Genomic DNA, 19761 nt, shown 5'->3' with positions numbered 1-19761 from the left:
TTATGAGCTCATCACCCACTACTGCCTCAGCGGATGGCTCCTTAATGGAGCCTCTCCCCATTGTCGCCGACCGTGTTCGTATTATCCGTAGTGACGAGGAAGCAATCTCCACGGCACATGCACTTGCCAAGCGCTTCGCACAGGAAGCCGCCACTCGCGATGCTGAACGGCGGCTGCCCTGGAAAGAAATTAATGAGTTTTCTTACAGCGGCTTAGGCGGAATAACCGTACCACGCGAATACGGCGGGGCGGATGTCTCTTATCAAACCGTTGCGGAGGTTTTTCGCCTTTTGAGTGCTGCTGACCCCGCTTTGGGTCAAATTCCTCAAAACCAGTTTGGCGTAATCGGCGTAGTGAAAGAGCTGGCTAGCGAAGAGCAGAAAGCGCACTGGTTTGACCTCGTCTTGAAAGGTCAGCGATTTGGCAACGCAGGGCCAGAGCGGGGAACCAAAACCATTCTGCATCAGCGCACACGCATTGCTGAACAGCAAGGCCAAGATAACCTCAGCCTTAATGGCACACGCTTCTACTCCACCGGCGCACTCTATGCCCACTGGATTCCTACCCGCGCTCTGGATGAACAGGGCCGTGCTGTACTGGCTTTTGTGCCACGCTCAGCGCCAGGCGTAGACGTTATCGACGACTGGTCGGCCTTTGGTCAACGTATCACGGCCAGTGGCACCGTCACGTTTAACGACGTTCAGGTTCCCTTGGAACATACCCTGGCGGTGTGGAAAATCGCCAATAAGCCTGGGCTGAGCGGGCCATCTTCACAGCTCATTCAGGCCGCTATTGATGAAGGCATTGCCAGTAACGCTATCGACGATGCTATTCAGTTTGTGCGCGAACACGCCCGCCCCTGGACAGATTCCGGCGTTGCTCGCGCCAGCGATGACCCTTATATCATTCATGCATTTGGCCGCCTGAAAATCGACCTCCATGCCGCCAACGCAGTGCTTCAGGAAGCTGCCGCGACGCTTGATGAGATCGCTAGCCAGCCGATTGACGATAAAGGCAGTGCAAGAGCTTCCGTTGCGGTGGCAGAAGCGAAAATTCTCACCACGGAAGTAGCGCTTGAAGCCAGTGAGCGACTCTTTGAGCTTGCCGGGGCATCTGCCACCCGCGCCAAGCACAACTTGGATCGCCATTGGCGTAACGCGCGTACCCACACCCTGCACGACCCGGTTCGCTGGAAATATCACTTACTCGGCAACTACTACCTCAATGACGTGCTACCCGCGCGCCATCAATGGAATTAAGGGAGCAACCATGACTCGAGCTACCCTCTCGTCTCCTCAAGCAAACCGCGCGGGGTTGATCATCAGCGATCAGCAAGCGATTGCGGCCGCGCACATCCTCGCTAGACGTTTTGAACAGCAAGCAGCTAAGCGTGATAAAGAACGCCTCCTGCCTTGGCAAGAGCTTGATGAATTTACGAAAAGCGGCCTATGGGCGATCACCGTACCAGCTGACTATGGTGGCTCAGAGCTAAGTAGTGACGCACTTACTCAAGTAATGGCCATCATTGCTGCAGCCGATGGCTCCATCGCCCAAATCCCCCAAAACCACTTTTATGCCCTTGAGGTGTTGCGCGTAGGCGGCAGTGAAGCACAAAAGCGCTTCTTCTATTCAGAGGTCATCCGCGGTAAGCGATTGGGTAATGCACTAGCGGAAATAGGTCATAAGGATTACAAACGCCGCACCAGATTGTACAGAGACGCCAGTCATCAGTGGCGCGTCAATGGACAAAAATTTTACTGCACCGGCGCTCTTTATGCCCATTGGATACCCACTCTAGTGGTGGATGAAGCAGGCCGCCAGCAGCTGGTTTTCATTCCCAAATCAGCACACGGAGTCACCATTACCGACGACTGGGACGGCTTTGGCCAACGCCTCACGGGAAGTGGATCAGTACAGCTGGAGAACGTTTTGGTAGACCCCTTATGGGTAGTGCCGTTTACCGACTCCTTTGAACGGCCCACCGCTATCGGCCCCTTTGCCCAGTTGATGCACGCCGCGATTGATTTGGGCATTGCTCAAGGCGCTTTCGCCGCCACACTGGCGTTCGTCAAACAGCATGCTAGGCCTTGGATTGATGCAGGCGTAGAGCAGGCAAACGAAGACCCGCTGTTAATTGAGCGGGTAGGAAATCTCTCCGTGCGCCTAAAAGCGGCAAAGAGCCTGCTTAAACGAGCGGCTGGCAGCGTTGCCATTGCCCAGAAAACGCCCGATGACGACAGCGTGGCGCAAGCCTCCATCGATGTCGCCGAGGCGAAAGTACTCACCACCGAGGTTTCATTGTTGGCGGGTTCACAGTTATTCGAGCTATCCGGCACGGGGGCAACGTTGGATAACCGGCAGTTAGATCGCTTCTGGCGTAATGCCCGCACACATACCTTACATGACCCTGCACGCTGGAAGCTGCACGCAATAGGCAATTTCTACCTCAATGATCAACGCCCACCCCGTCACGGAGCTATCTAAACGATGCCAATGCCCAAAAAACATATTCTGCTTAATGCGTTCAACATGAACAGTGTGGGCCATATCAATCACGGGTTATGGACTCACCCAAGGGATAACTCGTCAGACTACAACACGCTGGAATACTGGACAGAGTTGGCAAAGACTCTGGAGCGCGGCCTGTTTGATGGCCTGTTTATTGCCGATATCATCGGGGTGTACGACGTTTATCAAAATAGTGTTGAAACGACGTTGCGAGAGTCAGTACAGCTGCCTCTCAATGACCCTGCCGTACTCGTCTCGGCGATGGCTGCAGTGACACAGCATTTAGGCTTCGGCATTACCGCCAACTTAAGTTTTGAGCCGCCCTATCTCTTTGCTCGCCGCATGTCGACACTCGATCACCTCACCCGTGGCCGCATCGGTTGGAATATCGTCACAGGATATCTCGATAGCGGTTCTAAAGCAGCCGGTCTCCATGGACTAGCCCCTCATGATGAGCGCTATGACCGCGCGGACGATTACTTAGAACTTCTCTACAAGCTATGGGAAGGCAGCTGGGAAGAAGGTGCCGTACTGCGCGACCGCCAGGCTCGCGTGTTTAGCGACCCCGCGAAAGTGCACAAAATCATTCATCAAGGCCCTTACTACCAGATGGAAGGCTACCACCTAAGTGAACCTTCCCTACAGCGCACGCCGGTACTTTATCAGGCAGGCAGTTCAACCCGTGGGCAACAGTTTGCCGCCCGCCATGCAGAAGCCGTGTTTATCAGCGCCCAGGATAAGGGTGAGGCAAAACGGGCAGTGGATAGCCTGCGTCGTGAAGCCGTTGAAGCGGGGCGCAAAGCTGACGATATCAAAATCTTCGCGGGCATTGCGATGATTACGGGCACTAACCAACAGGAGGCGAAGGATAAGTACGATGATTACCGCCGCTATGCCAGCCCCGAAGCAGGACTTGCCCACTTTTCTAGCAGCGTCGGCATCGATTTTGATCGCTTTGAGATGGATGAGCCGATTCACTACGGCAACAGCAATGCCATTCAGTCGGCGGCGAGCAGTGCCCAAGCCAACGCCATGACCAAGCGTAAGTTACTGGAACGTTTCAAGCTAGGCAGTCGCTACCCCACCCTAGTAGGCGACCCCTCCAATATCGCCGATGAACTTGAGTCATGGATCACTGACGTCGGCATTGATGGGTTCAACGTATCGCGCACGGTCACACCGGAAAGCTTTGACGATATTGCCGATCTCATCGTGCCGGAGCTGCAAAATCGCGGTGTCTACAAAACCAGCTACCAGGAAGGCAGCCTACGCCACAAACTCTTTAGTGCCGGGGACCGTCTTCCTGACTACCACGCTGGAGCTCAGTATCGTCGTCTAAATAGCCACCTCAACATTCAACAGGTTTCAGAGGAAACGATCACCGAAGAGCACTGGGTTAAACAAGAGGAATAATAGATAGCGAAGCAAAACCCAAGCTCGTAGCGATATTTAATACGAGCCTGGGTAAGTCATAATAAGAAGTGCTATCGCTTAGCCTAGCAATGATAGGATTGTGAATTTAGGTATTCTAAGTATCTACCGACTGCCGCAGTACCGCCTGAGTAATCCTGCTACCTGGAGGTACATCGCGGGTTAGCCAAACGTTGCCGCCAATCACAGCGCCGCGACCAATGGTGATACGGCCAAGAATGGTGGCACCGGCATAGGTCACCACGTCGTCTTCCACAATGGGGTGGCGTGGCTCGCCGTTGGTGAGTGCACCCTGATCGTCTTCATCGAATCTTACCGCTACTAGCGTCACCGCCTGATAAAGGCGTACCCGCTCACCAATGACCGCCGTTTCACCAACCACAACCCCCGTGCCGTGGTCGATAAAGAAATGGCTGCCAATTGTTGCGCCAGGATGAATATCAATACCTGTCACCGAGTGGGCTTTTCGGCAATGATTCTGGCGAGGATCCTCAGCCCTTCCACATAGAACACATTTGCTATGCGATGATGAATAATTGCCAATAGCCCTGGGTAACAAAGCAAAATTTCGTCTACCGAGGACGCTGCCGGGTCGCCGCGATAGGCAGCTATCACGTCCTGATCCAATTGCCGACGCAGTGCAGGCAGCATGGTGGCAACGCCGGACAAATTCGTTCGCTTTGCAATCTTGAGCCTGGGGTTCCAGGCGCGGCTGCTGGCAACTCAGTTCTAAACGCACCTGGGTAACCAGAATATTCAACGCGTGACCAAGCTGATGCCCCACATAAAAATCTTCACTCTCCTGTTTGAGATCGAAGGGTCCTAAACGCATGGGAAATAAGATGCCGCATAAGGCATCAATCACCTCATGTATATGGCGGTGAGCAGGAAGCTCCCGGGTGCCCAGGTCGGTCTCCCGGCCTTGGCGCTCGCGCCACTCGTGCCTTAACCTGGCGTAACTCTGTCACCACACTGTCTAATGGCCAAGGAGATGGCTCATTGTGGTCTTTTTCACTCATCTCAGCGTGGGCCTCTTCTGTTTCAAGCCTTGATAGTTTGCCCTGACTACGAATAAGACGTCGGCACTGGATACTGGTCCAGCAGTGCCCACCGGCCTAGATCGCGTATTTTATAATCCATCGGATCATGGAGTGTATGGGTGCGTGCATTGCGCCAAAAACGATCCAGCCCCAAAGGCCGCGCAGTCGCCCTCGCACCTGCAATATCAAACAACCGGCTGCTAGCATCCAAAGCCGCTTGGTGCGCCACGACTTTCGCCTCTGCAATGGCAATCGCGGCCTCACCCCGGTTTTCGGCACTAATAGCGGTACGTTTCACAAAGTGGCGCTGGGCTATATCGCCTGCTATATCGGCCAATACTTGAGCACTACGCAGCTTGACCCATAGTTCACCAAAGTGGCGCTGAAGGTAGGGGTCATCTTGCGCTTGAGCTGCGTCAGAGGCTAACCAAGGTCGCCCATGCTCAAGCGTAAAGCGCTTAGCCTCCTCAAACGCCCCTTCGGCAATGCCGACGTATAGATTGACTAACACTAACTGGGCTAAACAGGCGCGAAACTGAGCCGGCGGGGACCACGCAAAACCAGGCGGTAGCAGGACTTCGCGCTCTAGCACTTCCACCTGCTCGAAACTCACGGTACCGCTATCGGTTTGCCGCTGACCGATAGCGTCCCAATCATCATGCACGGTAATGCCAGGGCGGTGAGTGGGCAACGCCGCAATCACTAGACTTTGGGTCGGCTCATGCCACGCTGAGACGGTCAGATAGTCTGATCCTTTTGCTCCCGAGCAGAACCCCTTCTTGCCTTGCAGGATAAAGCCGCCACCATCGCGTTCGGTAGCGACTGTGCGCTTATCCAGCGGGTTAAGGGTATTGCCCCAGAAAAGATGTTCTTGAGCAGTGGCGGCTAAAAGTCGCTGCTGCTGGTGTTGATTGCCGTAAAGTAATACCGACCCCACTTGCAGGTGGTGGAAAGCAAACACATGGGCAAGTGCTGAATCCACCCTGGCTAAGCGTCTGACCACTTGATAAACAAGTGACCATGGCTGCCCCTGACCGCCATACTCAGTGGGTACAGCAAGCGTCAACAAACCGCTGTCACGAATCAGCTCGCGCTCAAAAGAGGCATGCCCACCCAGGCGATCACGCTCAACGGCACTTTCGGCTAGGCGCGCTGCCAACTGATCAGCAATGGTCAGCCAATGCTGCTGATCATCGCTCGACAGAACGTCTCGCTTGGGATCCACCGCTCTCAATCGTTCAGACTGATCTGGATAGGCATTTCCAATGCTCATGCGGCCACTCTCCTCAATGCATTAATGCAAAAACCAGAAAAAAGAACCATCAAACGGTAAAACGCAGGCCCAGGCACCCTGAGGCTCAATCGCCGTTAGTGGGTAAGGATACGGTGTATTACTCATCGCTAGGCCGCCATACCACAGAAGCGATATCCAACTCGTGGGGAATAAGCTCCAATTCAAAGAAGGTATCGGCGATATCCTGCTGCTGAGCAATCACTTCATCAGACAGATATTGAGCACCGTAGCTTGCGCGATTCGCGGCTACATACACCACATCCGGATCAAGGCCGATGGAAGGGGCTAGCAGCTCAGCCACTTCACGCAGGTTATCAGCTGCCCAGCTATCTAGTTCCTGTAGCTCTTGTACAATCTCTTCAACAACATGCGGGTACTGCTCTACCAATGGCCCTGCGGCAATATAAAACTCATGGTTACTGACTAAATCGGTACCGTCGGTCAGAATACGTGTTCCTAATGCATCTTCGGCAGCAGCCAAGTAGGGTTCCCAAATGACCCAGGCATCGACGCTGCCTCGCTCAAATGCTGCGCGCGCATCCGAAGGGGTTAAAAAGGCAGTGCGAATATCGTGGATCGATAGCCCGGCATCCTGTAGCGCACGTACCAACAGGTAATGGACATTAGAACCACGGTTTAGCGCAACGCGCTTGCCTTCCAGCTCGGTCACACTTTGGATAGGCGAATCTTCGTGCACAAGAATCGCTTCTGCTTGAGGCGCTGGGGGCTGGTGGGCCACATAAACAAGATCCGCCCCGGCAGCTTGGGCAAAGACCGGCGGTGTTTCACCTACCGTGCCAAAATCAATGCTGCCTACATTAAGGGCTTCCAGCATTTGTGGGCCAGCAGGAAACTCCGTCCAGGTGACATTGATATTACGATCAGAAAATCGTTCTTCCAGCGCTTGACGCTCTTTGAGCAGTACCAACGTGCCATACTTTTGGAAACCAATACGCAAGGTTTCAGGGTCATCGGCAGCCAATAATGAGTGAGGCAAGAAGGCCAACACTCCCGACAGTACGGCGGCAGATAAGGCCGATTGTTTGATCATAATAGAGCCCATCCAAGAAAATTAAGCGTAGGCAACAGAGCGCTGGTAGGCACTCGCTGATGCCGAACTCTGACTGGGGAGCGTTTCAATCAGCTCTTCAATAGAGCGACTGATCCGAGCGCTTGCCTCCTCCCCCACCTGATAGCGCGTTTCACCATCAAGCGTGAGCTGTTTCGCGTTGACGTAGACACCGCCCAACACATTGCTGGCCCCTAACGCTGACAACACCGGCTTTAACGCGTAATCGATCACCAGTAGATGACTGTCAGAGCCGCCGTTGGCAAGAGGCAACACTACTTTGCCTTTCAGCCCACGCTCAGGTATTAAATCCAGCAGCAGCTTAAGTGCCCCTGAAAAGCAGGCCTGGTAAACGGGCGTTGCCAACACAACCGCATCTGCCTTGGCGATCGCCTCTCGGTAGCGAACAATTTGAGGGGCTGTAAAATCAGCAAAAAACACTTCATTACCGTCAAACTCATTAACGTTGAATACGTCTGTTTCGATCCCTTTTTCTTGTAGCTCGCTGTTAATAAAGTCGATTAACGCTGCGGTACGTGACAAACGGCCTGGGCTTCCTGCAATTAGTACAACACTCATAACAAGCTCCTTATTCAACAAATAGCTAAGATGTCATGGATAGAAACAGTGATTTAAGAGGCTGATTCCTGAGGCGTGCGCGTAGCTCTCGCATCAAAAGCACCGCCTGTAAATACGCCCTCTTCTGTCACCGCCTGTTTACCGGGCAACAAAGGGAAGACGAGTTCAGCGAAGCGGATCGCCTCTTCAAGATGCGGATAACCCGAGAGCACAAACGTATCCACGCCCAAATCCGCGTACTCTTTCAAACGCTGCGCCACCGTTTCCGGGTCACCCACCAACGCCGTACCTGCTCCGCCTCTTACCAGCCCGACACCTGCCCAAAGATCAGGGCTTATCTCGAGCTTATCGCGCCTTCCACCGTGCAGCTCGGCCATGCGCCGCTGCCCAACGGAATCCATGCGGGAAAAATTCTCTTGAGCTTTTTGAATGGTTTCGTCATCGAGACTGGCAATCAGCTTATCTGCCGCCTGCCACGCCTCTTCGCGGGTTTCTCTCACAATCACATGGAGGCGCACGCCAAATTTTACCTCGCGCCCGTACTTGGCTGCGGCTGCACGTACCTCAGCGATTTTTTCCGCGACAGCGGCAGGGGGTTCGCCCCAAGTTAGATAGGCATCAACATGCTTTGCGGCTAATTGATGAGCGGCGGGGGAAGATCCGCCAAAATAAAGCGGTGGATAAGGCTTCTGGACAGGATCAAAAAAATTCTTGGCTCCTTCAATCTGAAAGTATTTGCCCTGATGATCAACACTTTCGCCTTCCAACAGGCGCTTCCAAACCGTTAGAAATTCATCGGCCACTTCATAGCGCTCGTCATGGGTCAAGTGAACCCCTTCGGCCGCCAGCTCAGCGGCATCGCCACCCGGCACTACATTGAGCAACAACCTGCCTTTTAACGCCTGATCCAGCGTTGCCGCCTGGCGAGCGGAGGCAGTAGGGCCTGAAATAGAGGTGCGCAAAGCCACCAATAATTTAATCCGCTGAGTGACGGGTACTAAACTTGAAGCCACCACCCAAGGGTCTAGGCAGCTGGATCCCGTAGGAATGAGTAAGCCATCATAACCATGGTGTTCTGCGGCAACCGCTATTTGCTGCAAATAAGCGTTGCTGGGTGGCCGCCCACTACCTTTACCCAAATAACGCGTATCGCCAGACGTAGGCAAAAACCAGAAAATATCTAAACTCATCGCGTCATCATCCTGTCAATAACCTGTAGCCAGGTTGCAAGGGGCATTAAGCACTGATTACCAACAGCATAAAGAAATGGATAAAAGCCACACAAATCACTTTATTAGATATAAATATTAAGAACACAAAAAGCCAGTCTAACGCCATCAAATTTCCGACCACTTTTATTTTAACTATTCGCATCACAAGCCTTCTCAGGCTATATAGCCTCCGCTACTAAACCCCACCTTATCAATAAAAAAACCAATCAATTTCTTATGAAAAATACATTTAACTAAAAAACCTATCACTAAAAACAATTTGCTAATCATGAATTACAAAGCATCCATAACTATTTTTAAGCATCGGCATAGTGATTTATGGTCTTGCATTACTAACCATGACTGAGTACATCATTATGCGACCCCCCCCTCTCACTCGCTTTTTCTCTTTTGCCCAAGCTAGAAAATACTGGCTTACCAGCCTTTTATTGCCCTTTACCGCTATTTCACAGGTCAAAGCTGAAGACGTTAAAATTGGTGTTGTTTCAAATGGACTGATTGTCGATTCGATCTATGTCGCGGCTGACCTTGCAAAAGAACAAGGTATCAACGTTGAAGTGATTGAATTTAGCGACTGGGTTCTTCCTAATACCGCCGTGCTAAATAAAGATATCGATATCAACTACTTTCAGCATGAACCTTTTCTGACCAATGCCGAGGAGGAGCGCGGCTTTGATTTAATCCCTCTTGCCTACGGGGTTGAGGGCTTAATGGGCATTTACTCAAAGGAATTTGATAAAGCAGAAGACATACCGGCGGGTAGCACCATTGCAGTAGCCGATGACCCAGTTAATCAGGGCCGAGGATTGCTGCTTTTAGAGCAAGCTGGATTAATAACCTTGCCTGAAGGCATTGGCTACCATGCCAGTCTGTACGATATTGAAGACAATCCGTTGGATCTGTCTTTTGTAGAGCTACCAGGGCCACAGTTACCTCGCGCGTTTGAAGATGTTGCCGCTATTCTTAGCTACCCACATTACATAAAATCTTCCGGGGTGACTGATCCTGCAGATGCACTGCTATTTCATATTGACGATACGCATACTTTCGCGCTGCGTTTCGTTGTGCATCCTGATAACGAAGATGCTCCCGCTATTCATCAGTTCATTTCAATCTACCAGCAGGCGCCTGAAGTAAAGGCCTCTCTTGAAGAAGCCTTCGGCGATAGCTCGCTGTATCAATTGGCATGGGAATACTTTCCTCCCTTGGAGCTGAGTGAATGAATATTGCCGTTGCCCCCTATCGTAAGATAGCCCCTTCGGGGGCTGCTTATAGCCAAAAAACGTCTCCCCGTCCCCCTCTGCATCTGAGACTTGAAGGTGTCAGTAAAACCTATGTATCTGGTCAGCGGCGTGTGGAGGCGCTTAAAGATATCAATTTGGATATTTACCAGGGAGAGATCTTCGGCATTATAGGGAGGAGTGGTGCGGGTAAATCAAGCCTGATACGCACGCTGAATCGCCTTGAAGATGCCACTACCGGTAAAGTGCTGATTAATGGCGTCGATATCCAATCCCTCGATACAGGTGGTCTCGTTATACTACGCCGCCGCATTGGGATGATTTTTCAGCACTTTAATCTGCTCTCTTCAGCGACCGTATTTGAAAATTTAGCGCTTCCGCTTAAAGCGGCGGGCATTCGTGATAAGAAGCGCATCCGGCAACGGGCACAAGAGCTTCTGCGCTTAGTGGGCCTAGAGGGAAAAGAAGATGTTTACCCCTCTCGCCTTTCCGGTGGACAAAAACAGCGCGTTGGCATTGCCCGTGCGCTGATGCTAGACCCAGAAATTCTGCTATGCGACGAAGCGACCTCGGCACTCGACCCTGAAACGACGCAATCCATTTTGAGCCTCATCAAAGAGATTAATAAAACGCTAAAATTGACCGTCGTACTGATTACTCACGAGATGTCAGTGATTAGTCAAATATGTGACCGTGTGGCGGTACTTGAAGATGGCGCGCTGGCTGAACTAGGGCCTGTTTGGCGCGTGTTCGGGCGCCCTGAACACGAAGCCACTCAGGCGTTACTGGCGCCATTAAAACCTAAAGTAGCTGACGATATTGTTCAGGCGATATCTGCTACGCCGGCGAATAGCACTTCCAGAGCGATTGTTAAGTTGTTTTTCGATGGAACCGCCGCCACCTACCTGCCCCTGGGCATCCTTAGCCAGCGTTTAGGCGGCGACCTCAGGCTGCTGCAGAGTGGCATTGGTCGACTTCAAGGCCATCCACAAGGCGAGCTGCTTGTCAGCCTGCCCTACCAGCAACACGAGCTAGCACAACGCCTCGAAACTATTAATGACCTTATCTCAACCGTGGAGGTACTCGGCTATGCTGTCCCAGCGAATGCTTGATGCACTTTGGCAAGCTTTTCTCGATACGCTTTATATGGTGGGTGTATCAGCGGCGATTGTATGGTTTGTGGGTATTCCACTGGCCATTATTTTGGTGACCACCGCCAGGGGGAAAATTTTTGAAGCCCCGCTGGTTAATAGAGTGCTAGGCAGCATTGTCAACGGCTTCCGCGCCACACCCTTTATCATTTTACTGGTTGCGCTGATCCCGCTTACCCGCTTGATTACTGGTACAACCATTGGCATTTGGGCAGCCGTTGTGCCTATTACTGTGAGCGCGACGCCTTTCTTTGCTCGCATTGCTGAAGTCAGTCTGCGCGAAGTCAGCTCAGGGGTGATTGAGGCTGCCCAGGCGATGGGTTGCCAAAAGCGCCATATCATTTTCAACGTTCTTCTGCCTGAGGCCTTACCGGGGATTATCGGCGGCTTCACCATCACGCTTGTAGCCATGATTTCTGCCTCTGCCATGGCAGGTGCCATCGGTGCAGGCGGGTTAGGCGACTTAGCTATTCGTTATGGCTACCAGCGCTACGATACCACCGTAATGCTTGCCGTTATTGCCATTCTTATTGCCATTGTTGCCATCATCCAGTATGCCGGTGACCGCTATGTTTACCTTTTAAAAAACAGGTAGGCCAATGTTTCTAACTCTTAATTAAGGTAGGCACCCAATCCATTCAGAAAAAGTTTTGGGGAAAGAGCATAGCTTCACCAAGGCGCTGGAGTAGTATCTTCAGCGTAGTGCTAACGAGGAAACATGATGACAAACAAGCGTCGCGGAGCAACCCCCCAACACCTCCCGGAAACGGGCCGCAAAAGCCTGTTTGTAAACCGCGGTTTTACCCGCGATCGAGCTTTCCCATACTGAAAGCCAGGCACTGCTTGAGTTTCTGTATCGCCATCAGGAAGCACCGGAATTCACCGTACGCCTAAATACTTTGGCTATCAGGGACAACCGCTGCACCCAGCACCGCGCCATTTTTGACTATGCGGGCCAAGCCCGCCGTGGTGAACGCGTTACCGTTAAAGGCGACCGACCTTATGTCAGTGAAACCGCTGCTGAAATCGAATGGGGACTCGTCGGGTAACGAGTATTGCTTTGCCGCTTACCAAAAATATAAATGCTAGTACACCTACATAAGGCTGAAGGATGGACCTTGAACGATCGGTCGCTGCTAAACTAGCCCAACGCTGCCCAATCGCTGGAGACACTTAATGACACGGACCCACCATTTAAAGCCAACGTTTCAATTACGCTTGGTGCTGCATCGTGACGTGATTATTGGGCCGGGCAAAGCAGAACTGCTAGAAATGGTTAGCCAGACAGGTTCAATTTCAGCCGCTGGCCGCGCACTCAAGATGAGCTACAAAAAAGCCTGGCAGCTCATCGATACTATGAACAACCACTTTCCATCCCCTCTTGTATCGACCAGCTCTGGCGGTAACGAGCGCGGCGGTGCTCATCTCACGGAGCTTGGCAAGCAGGTGCTGACTCACTACCGTGCGTTGGAACGCCAGCTCTCGCTGGAGGACTCGACTGACGCTCAGGCGCTGCTTTCGCTATTGGCCCCGGCCAGCCATCCCAATCCCTGAACGTGCTTATTATCGTATTGAGCTAGTGAGCCGTTTTGTGTAATCTCCGCTATATCCATATGGAAATAACGGAATTAATACAATGCTTACACATGCAATGAATCGCCGTTTATTAGCCACTGCGCTGACACTAGCACTTCCAACCTCAGCCTTTGCCACTGACAACATTCAAGTCGCCGCCGCCGCCTCGCTTACCGATGCGCTCAATGACGCCATTGCCGTCTATGAAGCTCAGCATGATGTTGACGTGACGCCCATTTATGCATCGTCCTCGACGCTTGCTCGGCAAATCGCCAATGGCAGCCCCACGGATCTCTTCCTGTCCGCCAACGTGCAGTGGATGGACTGGCTCGAAGAGCAAGGCGTCAACATCCAACAGCGCAGCGACTTACTCCAGAACCGTTTGGCGCTGGTATCAGCGAGCCCTGACCTGCCAGAACAGTTCGTCCCAGGCGACGAGGCACGCATTGCAACGCTGCTAGAAGAGCGTGATCGTCTTTCCGTCGGCGACCCGGATCACGTGCCGGCCGGTATCTACACCCAGCAAGCGCTGGAATTTCTCGGTGAGTGGGAAGAGCTGGAGCCAAAGCTTGCACGTGGTAACGACGTCCGCGCGGCGTTAACACTGGTAGAACGACAGGAAACGCCGCTTGGCGTTGTGTATCAAACTGATGCCTTTGCCAGTGACCGCGTGCGGGTACTCGGGCTATTTCCCACCTCCAGCCATGAACCCATCACCTACCCCATTGCACTAATAGGGGCAGAGCAAAACGACGCGGCCGTGGCGCTGCGCGAGTGGTTAGCGAGCGAAGAAGCGCTGACTATTTTTGCTGACTATGGCTTCGACACCGACATTAGCAGCCCGTGATACTGTCGCCAGCCGAATGGGAGGCTATCCGCCTTAGTCTCCTCATTGGCTTAGCGGCAGTGGCCTGGATTTTACCACCGGGCATTGCGGTTGCCTGGTGGTTAGCCCGACACGACTTCAGAGGCAAATCCATCGTCGATGGTTTTATTCATCTACCGCTGGTGCTGCCACCCGTGGTAGTGGGCTATTTACTCTTAGTATCGCTCGGTCGACAAGGGGTGGTCGGCCAGTGGTTATATGCCACTCTCGGCGTATCACTACCCTTCACATGGCAAGGCGCCGCCGTTGCCAGCGGCGTGATGGCATTTCCATTATTGGTACGAGCACTACGCCTATCATTGGAAGCGGTGGACCCCAAGCTTGAAGCCGCAGCGCGAACGCTAGGCGCCAATCGCTGGCGAGTGTTTACCACCATTACGCTACCATTGGCCATTCCAGGCCTGCTGACGGGCACCGTCTTGGCCTTTGCCCGCGCGCTTTCCGAGTTTGGTGCCACCATCACGTTTGCCTCTAATATCCCAAGCGAAACACGTACCTTGCCGCTGGCGCTGTATACGCTAATTCAGACGCCCGGCCAGGAATCAGCGGCAGCGCGGCTCTGTGTTATCGCTATCATCATCGCCCTGTTCTCATTGATCGCCTCTGAGTGGCTAGCTCGACGTACTAAACAACGACTGCAGGAACGCGATGCCTACTAATCCTAGTAATCCTAGTAACCTTCGTCATCCCGCATTGCCTGTGGACTCCTCTTCGCTGTCATTGTCTATCGACCAACGGCTCGGTAGTTTTCATCTTCAAACCGAGCTGGTACTCCCCGCCCACGGCGTGACCGGCATTTTTGGCACGTCAGGAAGCGGCAAAACCAGCTTGCTGCGCCTTATTGCAGGTCTTGAATATCCCGATAGCGGGGTTATTCAGCTGGGTGACCAAGTGCTGCTGGATACCCGGCGCCGCATTAGCGTTGCCGCCCATAAACGTAGAATCGGTGTCGTGTTTCAGGAAGCCCGGCTGTTTCCTCACTACCGAGTACGCGGCAATCTCACCTATGGCATGCCAGCGCATGCATCAGCCCGCTTTGATGAAATCGTCGAGCTCCTGGGTATTAAAGCGTTGCTCGAACGTATGCCCGGCACGCTATCGGGCGGGGAAGCCAGGCGGGTTGCCATTGGCCGCGCACTGCTCAGCGACCCTCAACTGCTGCTGATGGATGAGCCACTGACAGGGCTAGATGGCGCACGCAAAGACGAGCTACTACGCTTTATTGCTCAACTGACCAAGCAGGTAGACATTCCGGTAATTTACGTCAGCCATGATGCGGAGGAGATTTCAGCTATCGCCGATCATCTGGTGCTGATGAAGGCGGGCCGTGTCGTGGCCAGCGACCGATTGAATCACTTGCTACAGCGCTTTGATTTGACTCACGAACTCGGTGGGTTTGACGCTGCATCGATTCTTGAAGGCTGCGTAGATGAGCACGACGCGACGTACAATCTGACTCACCTCGCCCTTAATGACACCCATCGATTAGTCATACCGGGCACGTCGGCTCCTATCGGCAGCCCATTACGGGTGCGTATTCTCGCACGCGATATTGCCTTAGCGCTGACGCCATTACAGTCAACCAGCTACCGCAACCAGCTCAGCGCCACTATTGAAGACATGACCTCACTATCGACAAGCCCGCACTCCGTAGAGCTACTTTTGAACGTTGGCGATATCCGCCTAAGGGCAAGGCTAACGCGAAAGTCCTGGGATGAAATGGGGCTACATATCGGCAAACAGATCACGGCACTCATTCGCAGCGTATCGGTTGCTCACTATTGATATTTCTTATATTAATAGTCTACGAGACCTTTGCACGAGTCACCTCTCCCTGTAATAAATCAGATAATAGCGAACCAGCGCTATCACAACGGGATCTCAGGATGGCTTAGGAGGATATCAAACAACGCAGATTGATCATGATGCTTTGAAAGAGCTGGATAGCATCAATAATCTCATTGACTGGTCACGTATCGAGCAAGTCAGTACTGTTCAACCCTTTATCAGTCGCTGCTGATCAAGTACGAGCCGACATGCAGCTTGAGTGCTAAAGGCAACTACTACGACAATGCTTGCGCCGAGAGCCTTTTTCATAGTCTTAAAGTAGAAGCGATTCATGGTGAACGGTTTGATACACGCCATGCGATGCGAAGGCAGGTATTTGAGTACATTGAACTGGACTACAACAAGCAACGGCGGCACAGTGCTATTGGAATAATCAGTCCCGAGATTTCTGAAGCCCGAATGATCGCTTAACCCGTGTCCACTATTACTGGGCAGGATCGCCTCATGTTTTTCCATCGGAAATGTTAATGATATTTCGGGGCTCTTTTTTTACAAAAAATGCCTGGATATTATCAACCGATCCATTGAGAAAACGCGAAAAGGTTTCTTCAGTTTTCCATGCCATATGTGGCGTTGTTATGACATTATCCAGTGCCGAAAAAGCATTATACTGCGGTAGCGGCTCTTCGCAGAAAACATCTAGCCCCGCCCCACCAATCTTCTTACTCTGCAAAGCATCAATGAGCGCCGCTTCGTCAATGATGGCTCCGCGTGAGGTATTGATCAGAATCGCACCTGGCTTCATTAGTTTAAAATGCTCCGTCGTCAATAACCCCTCCGTTTCAGGTATCAGCCTTACATGGATACTAACGGCGTCCGCTTGGGTGAGTAGGCCTTCCAATGAAACGTACTCTACTCCCATTTGGGCTGCTCGCTCCTGAGTCAACCTGGGGCCCCATGCAACTACCCGCATGCCAAAGGCCTGTGCCATTTTCGCCACGGAACATCCAATCTTGCCCAGACCAATCAGACCAATGGTTTTACCGCTCAAATTGCTGGTCACGATCGTTGGCCACTCCCCAGCGGACATCCGACGATCCACCTCAACAACTCGCTTGGTGAGGTTAAGCAAAAAGGCAAAAGTCATTTCGGTTACCGCCGCCGTAGACCCACCCGGCGTCGTTGCAACCGAAATCCCCGCCTGTGCCACTGCGTCTTTATCCATATGCGCAAGGCCCGTACCGGTTTGAGCGATTAACTTTAGGTCGGGCAAAGCCGCGATAAGGTCCCGGCCAATCAAGGTGCGCTCTCTCAGCGGGATGATCGCATCGGCTCCTTGAAGTCGACTCACCAGGGCATCAAAGGTAGGCATGTCACCATAGATCTCCACCTCAGAGAATTCACGCAGGCGAGATACGGCAGAATGCTCCTTCATACAGCCTTCCCAATCATCAAGAATTACAGTTTTCATACACACTCACTCCCTAGTGCAGGCTAAAGCCAAACAAAACCTTGTCTGGACTCCGCGATTATCACTCAATTACTGTTTAATTAAGGGCGTCTCTCTTGAGTAGCTGTTCTTCAAGTGTTTCCCAACTGCTCTGTATATGCCGCCGCATCAATAAGCCCGCCACCTCTACATCACCTTCCGAGATAGCTGAGGCTATGCGCTCATGTTCATAAAGTGCGATTTTTCCGCGCCCCGTAACATGCCGATGCTTGTTCCTTAGCAGGGTTAGCTGCGGACGAAGCTCGTGTGTTAAATAACGCTCAATGAGTAGGTTACCGGACATGCGTGCGGTAACTAAATGAAAGTCATACTCCTCGGACTCCTGGAGATAGGCCCCCTCAGGATGAGATGTCACTTGGCTGGCATGTAACTGCAGTAACGCCAGGTACTCATCGCCAGTGGATGCATTGGCACGACCGGCTGCTAACATAGCGGCCTCAGTTTCAAGAGCAGTTCTAACCTGGTAGATCGCCCGAGCGTCTTCGTACCGCATTTCACGCACATGCGCTCCACTGTTCGGCACGATGGTTACAAGCCCACACTCGCTAAGGCTTTTGAGCGCCATACGCACAGGCCCTCGGCTGACAGAAAAGCGCTCAGCCAACGCAACCTCGCCAAGACGAGCACCAGCCTGCAACAGACCTTTAAGTATTTCACCGTATAAACCACTAGCTACTCGTTCAGCAGCCAAACCATTCGCTTCTTCTTTTATTGTAGACAAAGCAATTCTCCTCGAATGCATACAGCTTTATATAACTTTCAATAATTTTCAAAAAATATCTTAAAAATTAGACCTTTTGCCTACATATCCGAGGATCTACAGAAACTACTATATGTACTTCTATATTTACTCACAAATGATTGTCATACAATTATCTAAAGAAAAGCGGAGTGGCCACCATGATTAATAAGAAAAAAGTCATTGCTACAGCTATGCTGGGTTTCTCCCTGACGGCTGCGATTACCCCCCTCACCGCCACAGCCCAGGAAAGCTGGCCAACACAAAAAATCACTTTCGTTGTTGCGCTTGGCCCTGGCGGATCCGCTGACCGCACCGCTCGCGCGTTGGCTCAGCGGCTCCAGGAAGATCTAGGCACGCCAATTTCAGTCGTAAATCAAAATGGAGGGGGGGGGCATGTCGGCCATACCTACTTCCACAATATGCCTGCTGATGGGAGCTATTTCCTTGCGTCCTCAATACATCCCTACATCTCGAATGCGATTCTTGGCTTTGATGCCACTTATGATTTGTCAGACTTCGCATTTATCAACGGACAGTGGAATGATTACGATCTTTTCGCCGTCAATGCGGATACGCCTTATGAAACGCTGGCGGACTTCATGGCGGCAGCCAAGGACAATCCAGGAAGGCTAAGCGTTTCTGTCGTACCTGGCTCGACCGGCGCTATCAACCTTGAACTGGCTCTTGAAGCCTTTGGACTCGATAAAACAGCCGTCAATATTGTCACCTACCAGTCTGGCGGTGCTGCGCGTACGGCGGTCGCCGGTGGGCAGGTAGACATGACCGTATTGGCTGCAGACGGCACGCTATCAATCCAGGAGTACATACGCCCTCTTGCCTTAGCGGCTGATACCGCATCAGAAGACTGGGATGCTCCAACGCTGAATGCAGCGCTTGAAGAGAGCGGATACGAGCCAGTCCCGGTACTGGCAGGGTCAATGCGAGGCCTCGCCGCGCATGCTGCCTTTAAAGAGAGTAACCCAGAAGCATTTCAACAAATGGTCGATGCCTATCACAATGCGCTGCAAGATGAGACATTCGTTAGTCGGCTAGAAGCCCAAGATATTGGTGCAGAGTGGCTGGGGCCTGAGCGCACGACAGAGATCATCGAATCCAACTTTGAAATTTTGAAGCAATACTCACCAGAAGCAGAATGAATAACGTCACTGCTGGCGCATAAGCACTGGTGCTTTGCACATAATCACCACGGGATCAACTTACGTTTGGTCCCATTATTATTTCAATGTGGAGACACTATAAAATGGTAACAGGAAAGATTTCTGCAACGCATGCCTTTTTGTTAGGCCTCATACTGGCTATAGCGGGCTTTATTACCTGGAGCGCCACTCAGGCTTCCACAACGCTGAACAATCTAGTGATAGTGGCTCCCAGCGCAATAATCATTGGGCTTTTGTCCATTGGGATTGCCACTAAAGCCTTATTGAAGCCAGTATCAGAGCCTTCGCCCAGCAGTGCTGATAAATCATCTATATGGAGCGACATACTGCTTCTTACAGGATTTGCCGCCTTTTGCTTTGCGTTAACCAACGTCGGCTTTGACGTTGCTACTTTCGTTTTTGTCTGGGTCGGCGTTCTTATGTGTGGGGGCAAAGGAAAATGGCAACCGCCTCTATATGCACTCGTGTTTACTGTTTTTCTTGTCAAGGGTTTTGGCTCTCTATTCCCTTATCCAATGACCACACTAGTGCTTTAAC

General features: G+C 52.1%; 21 protein-coding genes and 2 pseudogenes. 15 read left to right on the top strand and 8 right to left on the bottom strand.

The genetic code is table 11. The features are described 5' to 3' along the window. The first annotated feature begins 2 nt into the window (after positions 1-2). Genes ACT3TF_RS03560 through ACT3TF_RS03550 form a run of 3 tightly spaced genes read left to right on the top strand, consistent with a single transcriptional unit; the run spans position 3 to position 3921 of the window. Entirely contained in the window at positions 3-1259 is a 1257-nt protein-coding gene (locus ACT3TF_RS03560; RefSeq protein WP_444671594.1) for an SfnB family sulfur acquisition oxidoreductase, read from the top strand. 10 nt (positions 1260-1269) lie between these two features. Next, the gene (locus ACT3TF_RS03555) at positions 1270-2484 is read left to right on the top strand and encodes an SfnB family sulfur acquisition oxidoreductase (RefSeq protein WP_444671593.1); all 1215 of its coding nucleotides are present in this window, start codon (positions 1270-1272) and stop codon (positions 2482-2484) included. Between the two features lie 3 nt (positions 2485-2487). Next, positions 2488-3921, top strand: a complete 1434-nt coding sequence (locus ACT3TF_RS03550; protein ID WP_441684857.1) for an LLM class flavin-dependent oxidoreductase — start codon at positions 2488-2490, stop codon at positions 3919-3921. Between the two features lie 115 nt (positions 3922-4036). Here ACT3TF_RS03550 and ACT3TF_RS03545 read toward each other — a convergent pair whose 3' ends face one another. The 6 genes from ACT3TF_RS03545 to ssuD form a co-directional block, all read right to left on the bottom strand. Next, complete coding sequence (locus ACT3TF_RS03545) at positions 4037-4393, bottom strand: serine O-acetyltransferase (protein WP_255249109.1); 357 nt, start codon at positions 4391-4393, stop codon at positions 4037-4039. Then, positions 4390-4590 (bottom strand): hypothetical protein, encoded by a 201-nt coding sequence (locus ACT3TF_RS03540; RefSeq protein ID WP_444671592.1) that lies wholly within the window; start codon positions 4588-4590, stop codon positions 4390-4392. The genes ACT3TF_RS03545 and ACT3TF_RS03540 overlap by 4 nt, the downstream gene beginning before the upstream one ends. A gap of 414 nt (positions 4591-5004) precedes the next feature. Continuing rightward, the gene (locus tag ACT3TF_RS03535; protein WP_444671591.1) at positions 5005-6252 is read right to left on the bottom strand and encodes an acyl-CoA dehydrogenase family protein; all 1248 of its coding nucleotides are present in this window, start codon (positions 6250-6252) and stop codon (positions 5005-5007) included. Positions 6253-6370: 118 nt separating this feature from the next. Further along, positions 6371-7324 carry a sulfonate ABC transporter substrate-binding protein gene (locus tag ACT3TF_RS03530; protein WP_217990290.1) on the bottom strand — a complete coding sequence of 318 codons (954 nt, stop codon included), beginning with the start codon at positions 7322-7324 and terminating at the stop codon, positions 6371-6373. Between the two features lie 21 nt (positions 7325-7345). Then, a complete protein-coding gene (gene ssuE / locus ACT3TF_RS03525; protein ID WP_444671590.1) occupies positions 7346-7921 on the bottom strand; it encodes an NADPH-dependent FMN reductase in 576 nt (191 codons plus the stop codon). Positions 7922-7974: 53 nt separating this feature from the next. Next, a complete protein-coding gene (gene ssuD, locus ACT3TF_RS03520; RefSeq protein WP_096281598.1) occupies positions 7975-9111 on the bottom strand; it encodes an FMNH2-dependent alkanesulfonate monooxygenase in 1137 nt (378 codons plus the stop codon). Positions 9112-9509: 398 nt separating this feature from the next. On the opposite strand from ssuD, the gene ACT3TF_RS03515 reads away from it, so the two are divergent. The 10 genes and pseudogenes from ACT3TF_RS03515 to ACT3TF_RS03470 all read left to right on the top strand — a co-directional run. Beyond that, positions 9510-10376: a MetQ/NlpA family ABC transporter substrate-binding protein gene (locus tag ACT3TF_RS03515; protein WP_441684867.1), complete on the top strand. Its 867-nt coding sequence runs from the start codon at positions 9510-9512 to the stop codon at positions 10374-10376. Next, positions 10373-10906: pseudogene (locus ACT3TF_RS03510) on the top strand (ATP-binding cassette domain-containing protein); the annotation flags it as partial. The gene ACT3TF_RS03515 and the pseudogene ACT3TF_RS03510, both read left to right, overlap by 4 nt. A gap of 18 nt (positions 10907-10924) precedes the next feature. Beyond that, positions 10925-11506: an NIL domain-containing protein gene (locus ACT3TF_RS03505; protein WP_444671767.1), complete on the top strand. Its 582-nt coding sequence runs from the start codon at positions 10925-10927 to the stop codon at positions 11504-11506. Further along, positions 11484-12140: a methionine ABC transporter permease gene (locus tag ACT3TF_RS03500; protein WP_444671589.1), complete on the top strand. Its 657-nt coding sequence runs from the start codon at positions 11484-11486 to the stop codon at positions 12138-12140. The genes ACT3TF_RS03505 and ACT3TF_RS03500 overlap by 23 nt, the downstream gene beginning before the upstream one ends. A 214-nt stretch (positions 12141-12354) precedes the next feature. After that, a complete protein-coding gene (locus ACT3TF_RS03495) occupies positions 12355-12594 on the top strand; it encodes a TauD/TfdA dioxygenase family protein (protein ID WP_141393055.1) in 240 nt (79 codons plus the stop codon). A 127-nt stretch (positions 12595-12721) separates the two neighbouring features. After that, positions 12722-13099, top strand: a complete 378-nt coding sequence (locus ACT3TF_RS03490; protein WP_096281605.1) for a winged helix-turn-helix domain-containing protein — start codon at positions 12722-12724, stop codon at positions 13097-13099. A gap of 82 nt (positions 13100-13181) precedes the next feature. After that, positions 13182-13967, top strand: coding sequence for a molybdate ABC transporter substrate-binding protein (gene modA / locus ACT3TF_RS03485; protein ID WP_096281607.1), 786 nt, complete (start codon positions 13182-13184; stop codon positions 13965-13967). Then, positions 13967-14665, top strand: coding sequence for a molybdate ABC transporter permease subunit (gene modB / locus ACT3TF_RS03480; RefSeq protein WP_176483442.1), 699 nt, complete (start codon positions 13967-13969; stop codon positions 14663-14665). Before modA ends, modB begins: the two co-directional genes overlap by 1 nt. Further along, positions 14655-15791 (top strand): molybdenum ABC transporter ATP-binding protein, encoded by a 1137-nt coding sequence (modC, locus tag ACT3TF_RS03475; RefSeq protein ID WP_444671587.1) that lies wholly within the window; start codon positions 14655-14657, stop codon positions 15789-15791. Before modB ends, modC begins: the two co-directional genes overlap by 11 nt. 186 nt (positions 15792-15977) lie before the next feature. After that, positions 15978-16265: pseudogene (locus ACT3TF_RS03470) on the top strand (IS3 family transposase); the annotation flags it as partial. Positions 16266-16296: 31 nt separating this feature from the next. Here the strand turns inward: ACT3TF_RS03470 and ACT3TF_RS03465 are convergent. Together ACT3TF_RS03465 and ACT3TF_RS03460 are read right to left on the bottom strand one after the other, a co-directional pair. Further along, positions 16297-17265, bottom strand: coding sequence for a D-2-hydroxyacid dehydrogenase family protein (locus ACT3TF_RS03465; protein ID WP_096281615.1), 969 nt, complete (start codon positions 17263-17265; stop codon positions 16297-16299). Positions 17266-17341: 76 nt separating this feature from the next. Then, positions 17342-18025 (bottom strand): GntR family transcriptional regulator, encoded by a 684-nt coding sequence (locus ACT3TF_RS03460; RefSeq protein ID WP_096281617.1) that lies wholly within the window; start codon positions 18023-18025, stop codon positions 17342-17344. A 179-nt stretch (positions 18026-18204) separates the two neighbouring features. Here ACT3TF_RS03460 and ACT3TF_RS03455 point away from each other — a divergent pair, with 179 nt between their 5' ends. After that, positions 18205-19203 carry a Bug family tripartite tricarboxylate transporter substrate binding protein gene (locus tag ACT3TF_RS03455; RefSeq protein WP_096282403.1) on the top strand — a complete coding sequence of 333 codons (999 nt, stop codon included), beginning with the start codon at positions 18205-18207 and terminating at the stop codon, positions 19201-19203. Positions 19204-19307: 104 nt separating this feature from the next. Next, positions 19308-19760, top strand: a complete 453-nt coding sequence (locus ACT3TF_RS03450) for a tripartite tricarboxylate transporter TctB family protein (protein ID WP_444671586.1) — start codon at positions 19308-19310, stop codon at positions 19758-19760. Position 19761 lies beyond the last annotated feature (1 nt).

The organism is Halomonas sp. AOP25-F1-15, assembly GCF_052378675.1.
Classification (GTDB): domain Bacteria; phylum Pseudomonadota; class Gammaproteobacteria; order Pseudomonadales; family Halomonadaceae; genus Vreelandella; species Vreelandella casei.
Note: the sequence above shows the minus strand (reverse complement) of the source record. Positions and strands in the feature narration are given on the sequence as shown.

What these genes read in the sequence shown, in the direction of transcription:
- ACT3TF_RS03555 (WP_444671593.1), top strand. Translation starts at nt 1,270, where the DNA reads ATGACTCGAGCTACCCTCTCGTCTCCTCAAGCAAACCGCGCGGGGTTG.
- ACT3TF_RS03450 (WP_444671586.1), top strand. Translation starts at nt 19,308, where the DNA reads ATGGTAACAGGAAAGATTTCTGCAACGCATGCCTTTTTGTTAGGCCTC.
- ACT3TF_RS03500 (WP_444671589.1), top strand. Translation starts at nt 11,484, where the DNA reads ATGCTGTCCCAGCGAATGCTTGATGCACTTTGGCAAGCTTTTCTCGAT.
- ACT3TF_RS03550 (WP_441684857.1), top strand. Translation starts at nt 2,488, where the DNA reads ATGCCAATGCCCAAAAAACATATTCTGCTTAATGCGTTCAACATGAAC.
- ACT3TF_RS03535 (WP_444671591.1), bottom strand. Translation starts at nt 6,252, where the DNA reads ATGAGCATTGGAAATGCCTATCCAGATCAGTCTGAACGATTGAGAGCG.
- ACT3TF_RS03465 (WP_096281615.1), bottom strand. Translation starts at nt 17,265, where the DNA reads ATGAAAACTGTAATTCTTGATGATTGGGAAGGCTGTATGAAGGAGCAT.
- ssuE (WP_444671590.1), bottom strand. Translation starts at nt 7,921, where the DNA reads ATGAGTGTTGTACTAATTGCAGGAAGCCCAGGCCGTTTGTCACGTACC.
- ACT3TF_RS03530 (WP_217990290.1), bottom strand. Translation starts at nt 7,324, where the DNA reads ATGATCAAACAATCGGCCTTATCTGCCGCCGTACTGTCGGGAGTGTTG.
- ACT3TF_RS03455 (WP_096282403.1), top strand. Translation starts at nt 18,205, where the DNA reads ATGATTAATAAGAAAAAAGTCATTGCTACAGCTATGCTGGGTTTCTCC.
- modA (WP_096281607.1), top strand. Translation starts at nt 13,182, where the DNA reads ATGCTTACACATGCAATGAATCGCCGTTTATTAGCCACTGCGCTGACA.
- ACT3TF_RS03560 (WP_444671594.1), top strand. Translation starts at nt 3, where the DNA reads ATGAGCTCATCACCCACTACTGCCTCAGCGGATGGCTCCTTAATGGAG.
- ACT3TF_RS03505 (WP_444671767.1), top strand. Translation starts at nt 10,925, where the DNA reads ATGCTAGACCCAGAAATTCTGCTATGCGACGAAGCGACCTCGGCACTC.
- ACT3TF_RS03515 (WP_441684867.1), top strand. Translation starts at nt 9,510, where the DNA reads ATGCGACCCCCCCCTCTCACTCGCTTTTTCTCTTTTGCCCAAGCTAGA.
- modC (WP_444671587.1), top strand. Translation starts at nt 14,655, where the DNA reads ATGCCTACTAATCCTAGTAATCCTAGTAACCTTCGTCATCCCGCATTG.
- ACT3TF_RS03490 (WP_096281605.1), top strand. Translation starts at nt 12,722, where the DNA reads ATGACACGGACCCACCATTTAAAGCCAACGTTTCAATTACGCTTGGTG.
- ACT3TF_RS03540 (WP_444671592.1), bottom strand. Translation starts at nt 4,590, where the DNA reads ATGCTGCCTGCACTGCGTCGGCAATTGGATCAGGACGTGATAGCTGCC.
- ssuD (WP_096281598.1), bottom strand. Translation starts at nt 9,111, where the DNA reads ATGAGTTTAGATATTTTCTGGTTTTTGCCTACGTCTGGCGATACGCGT.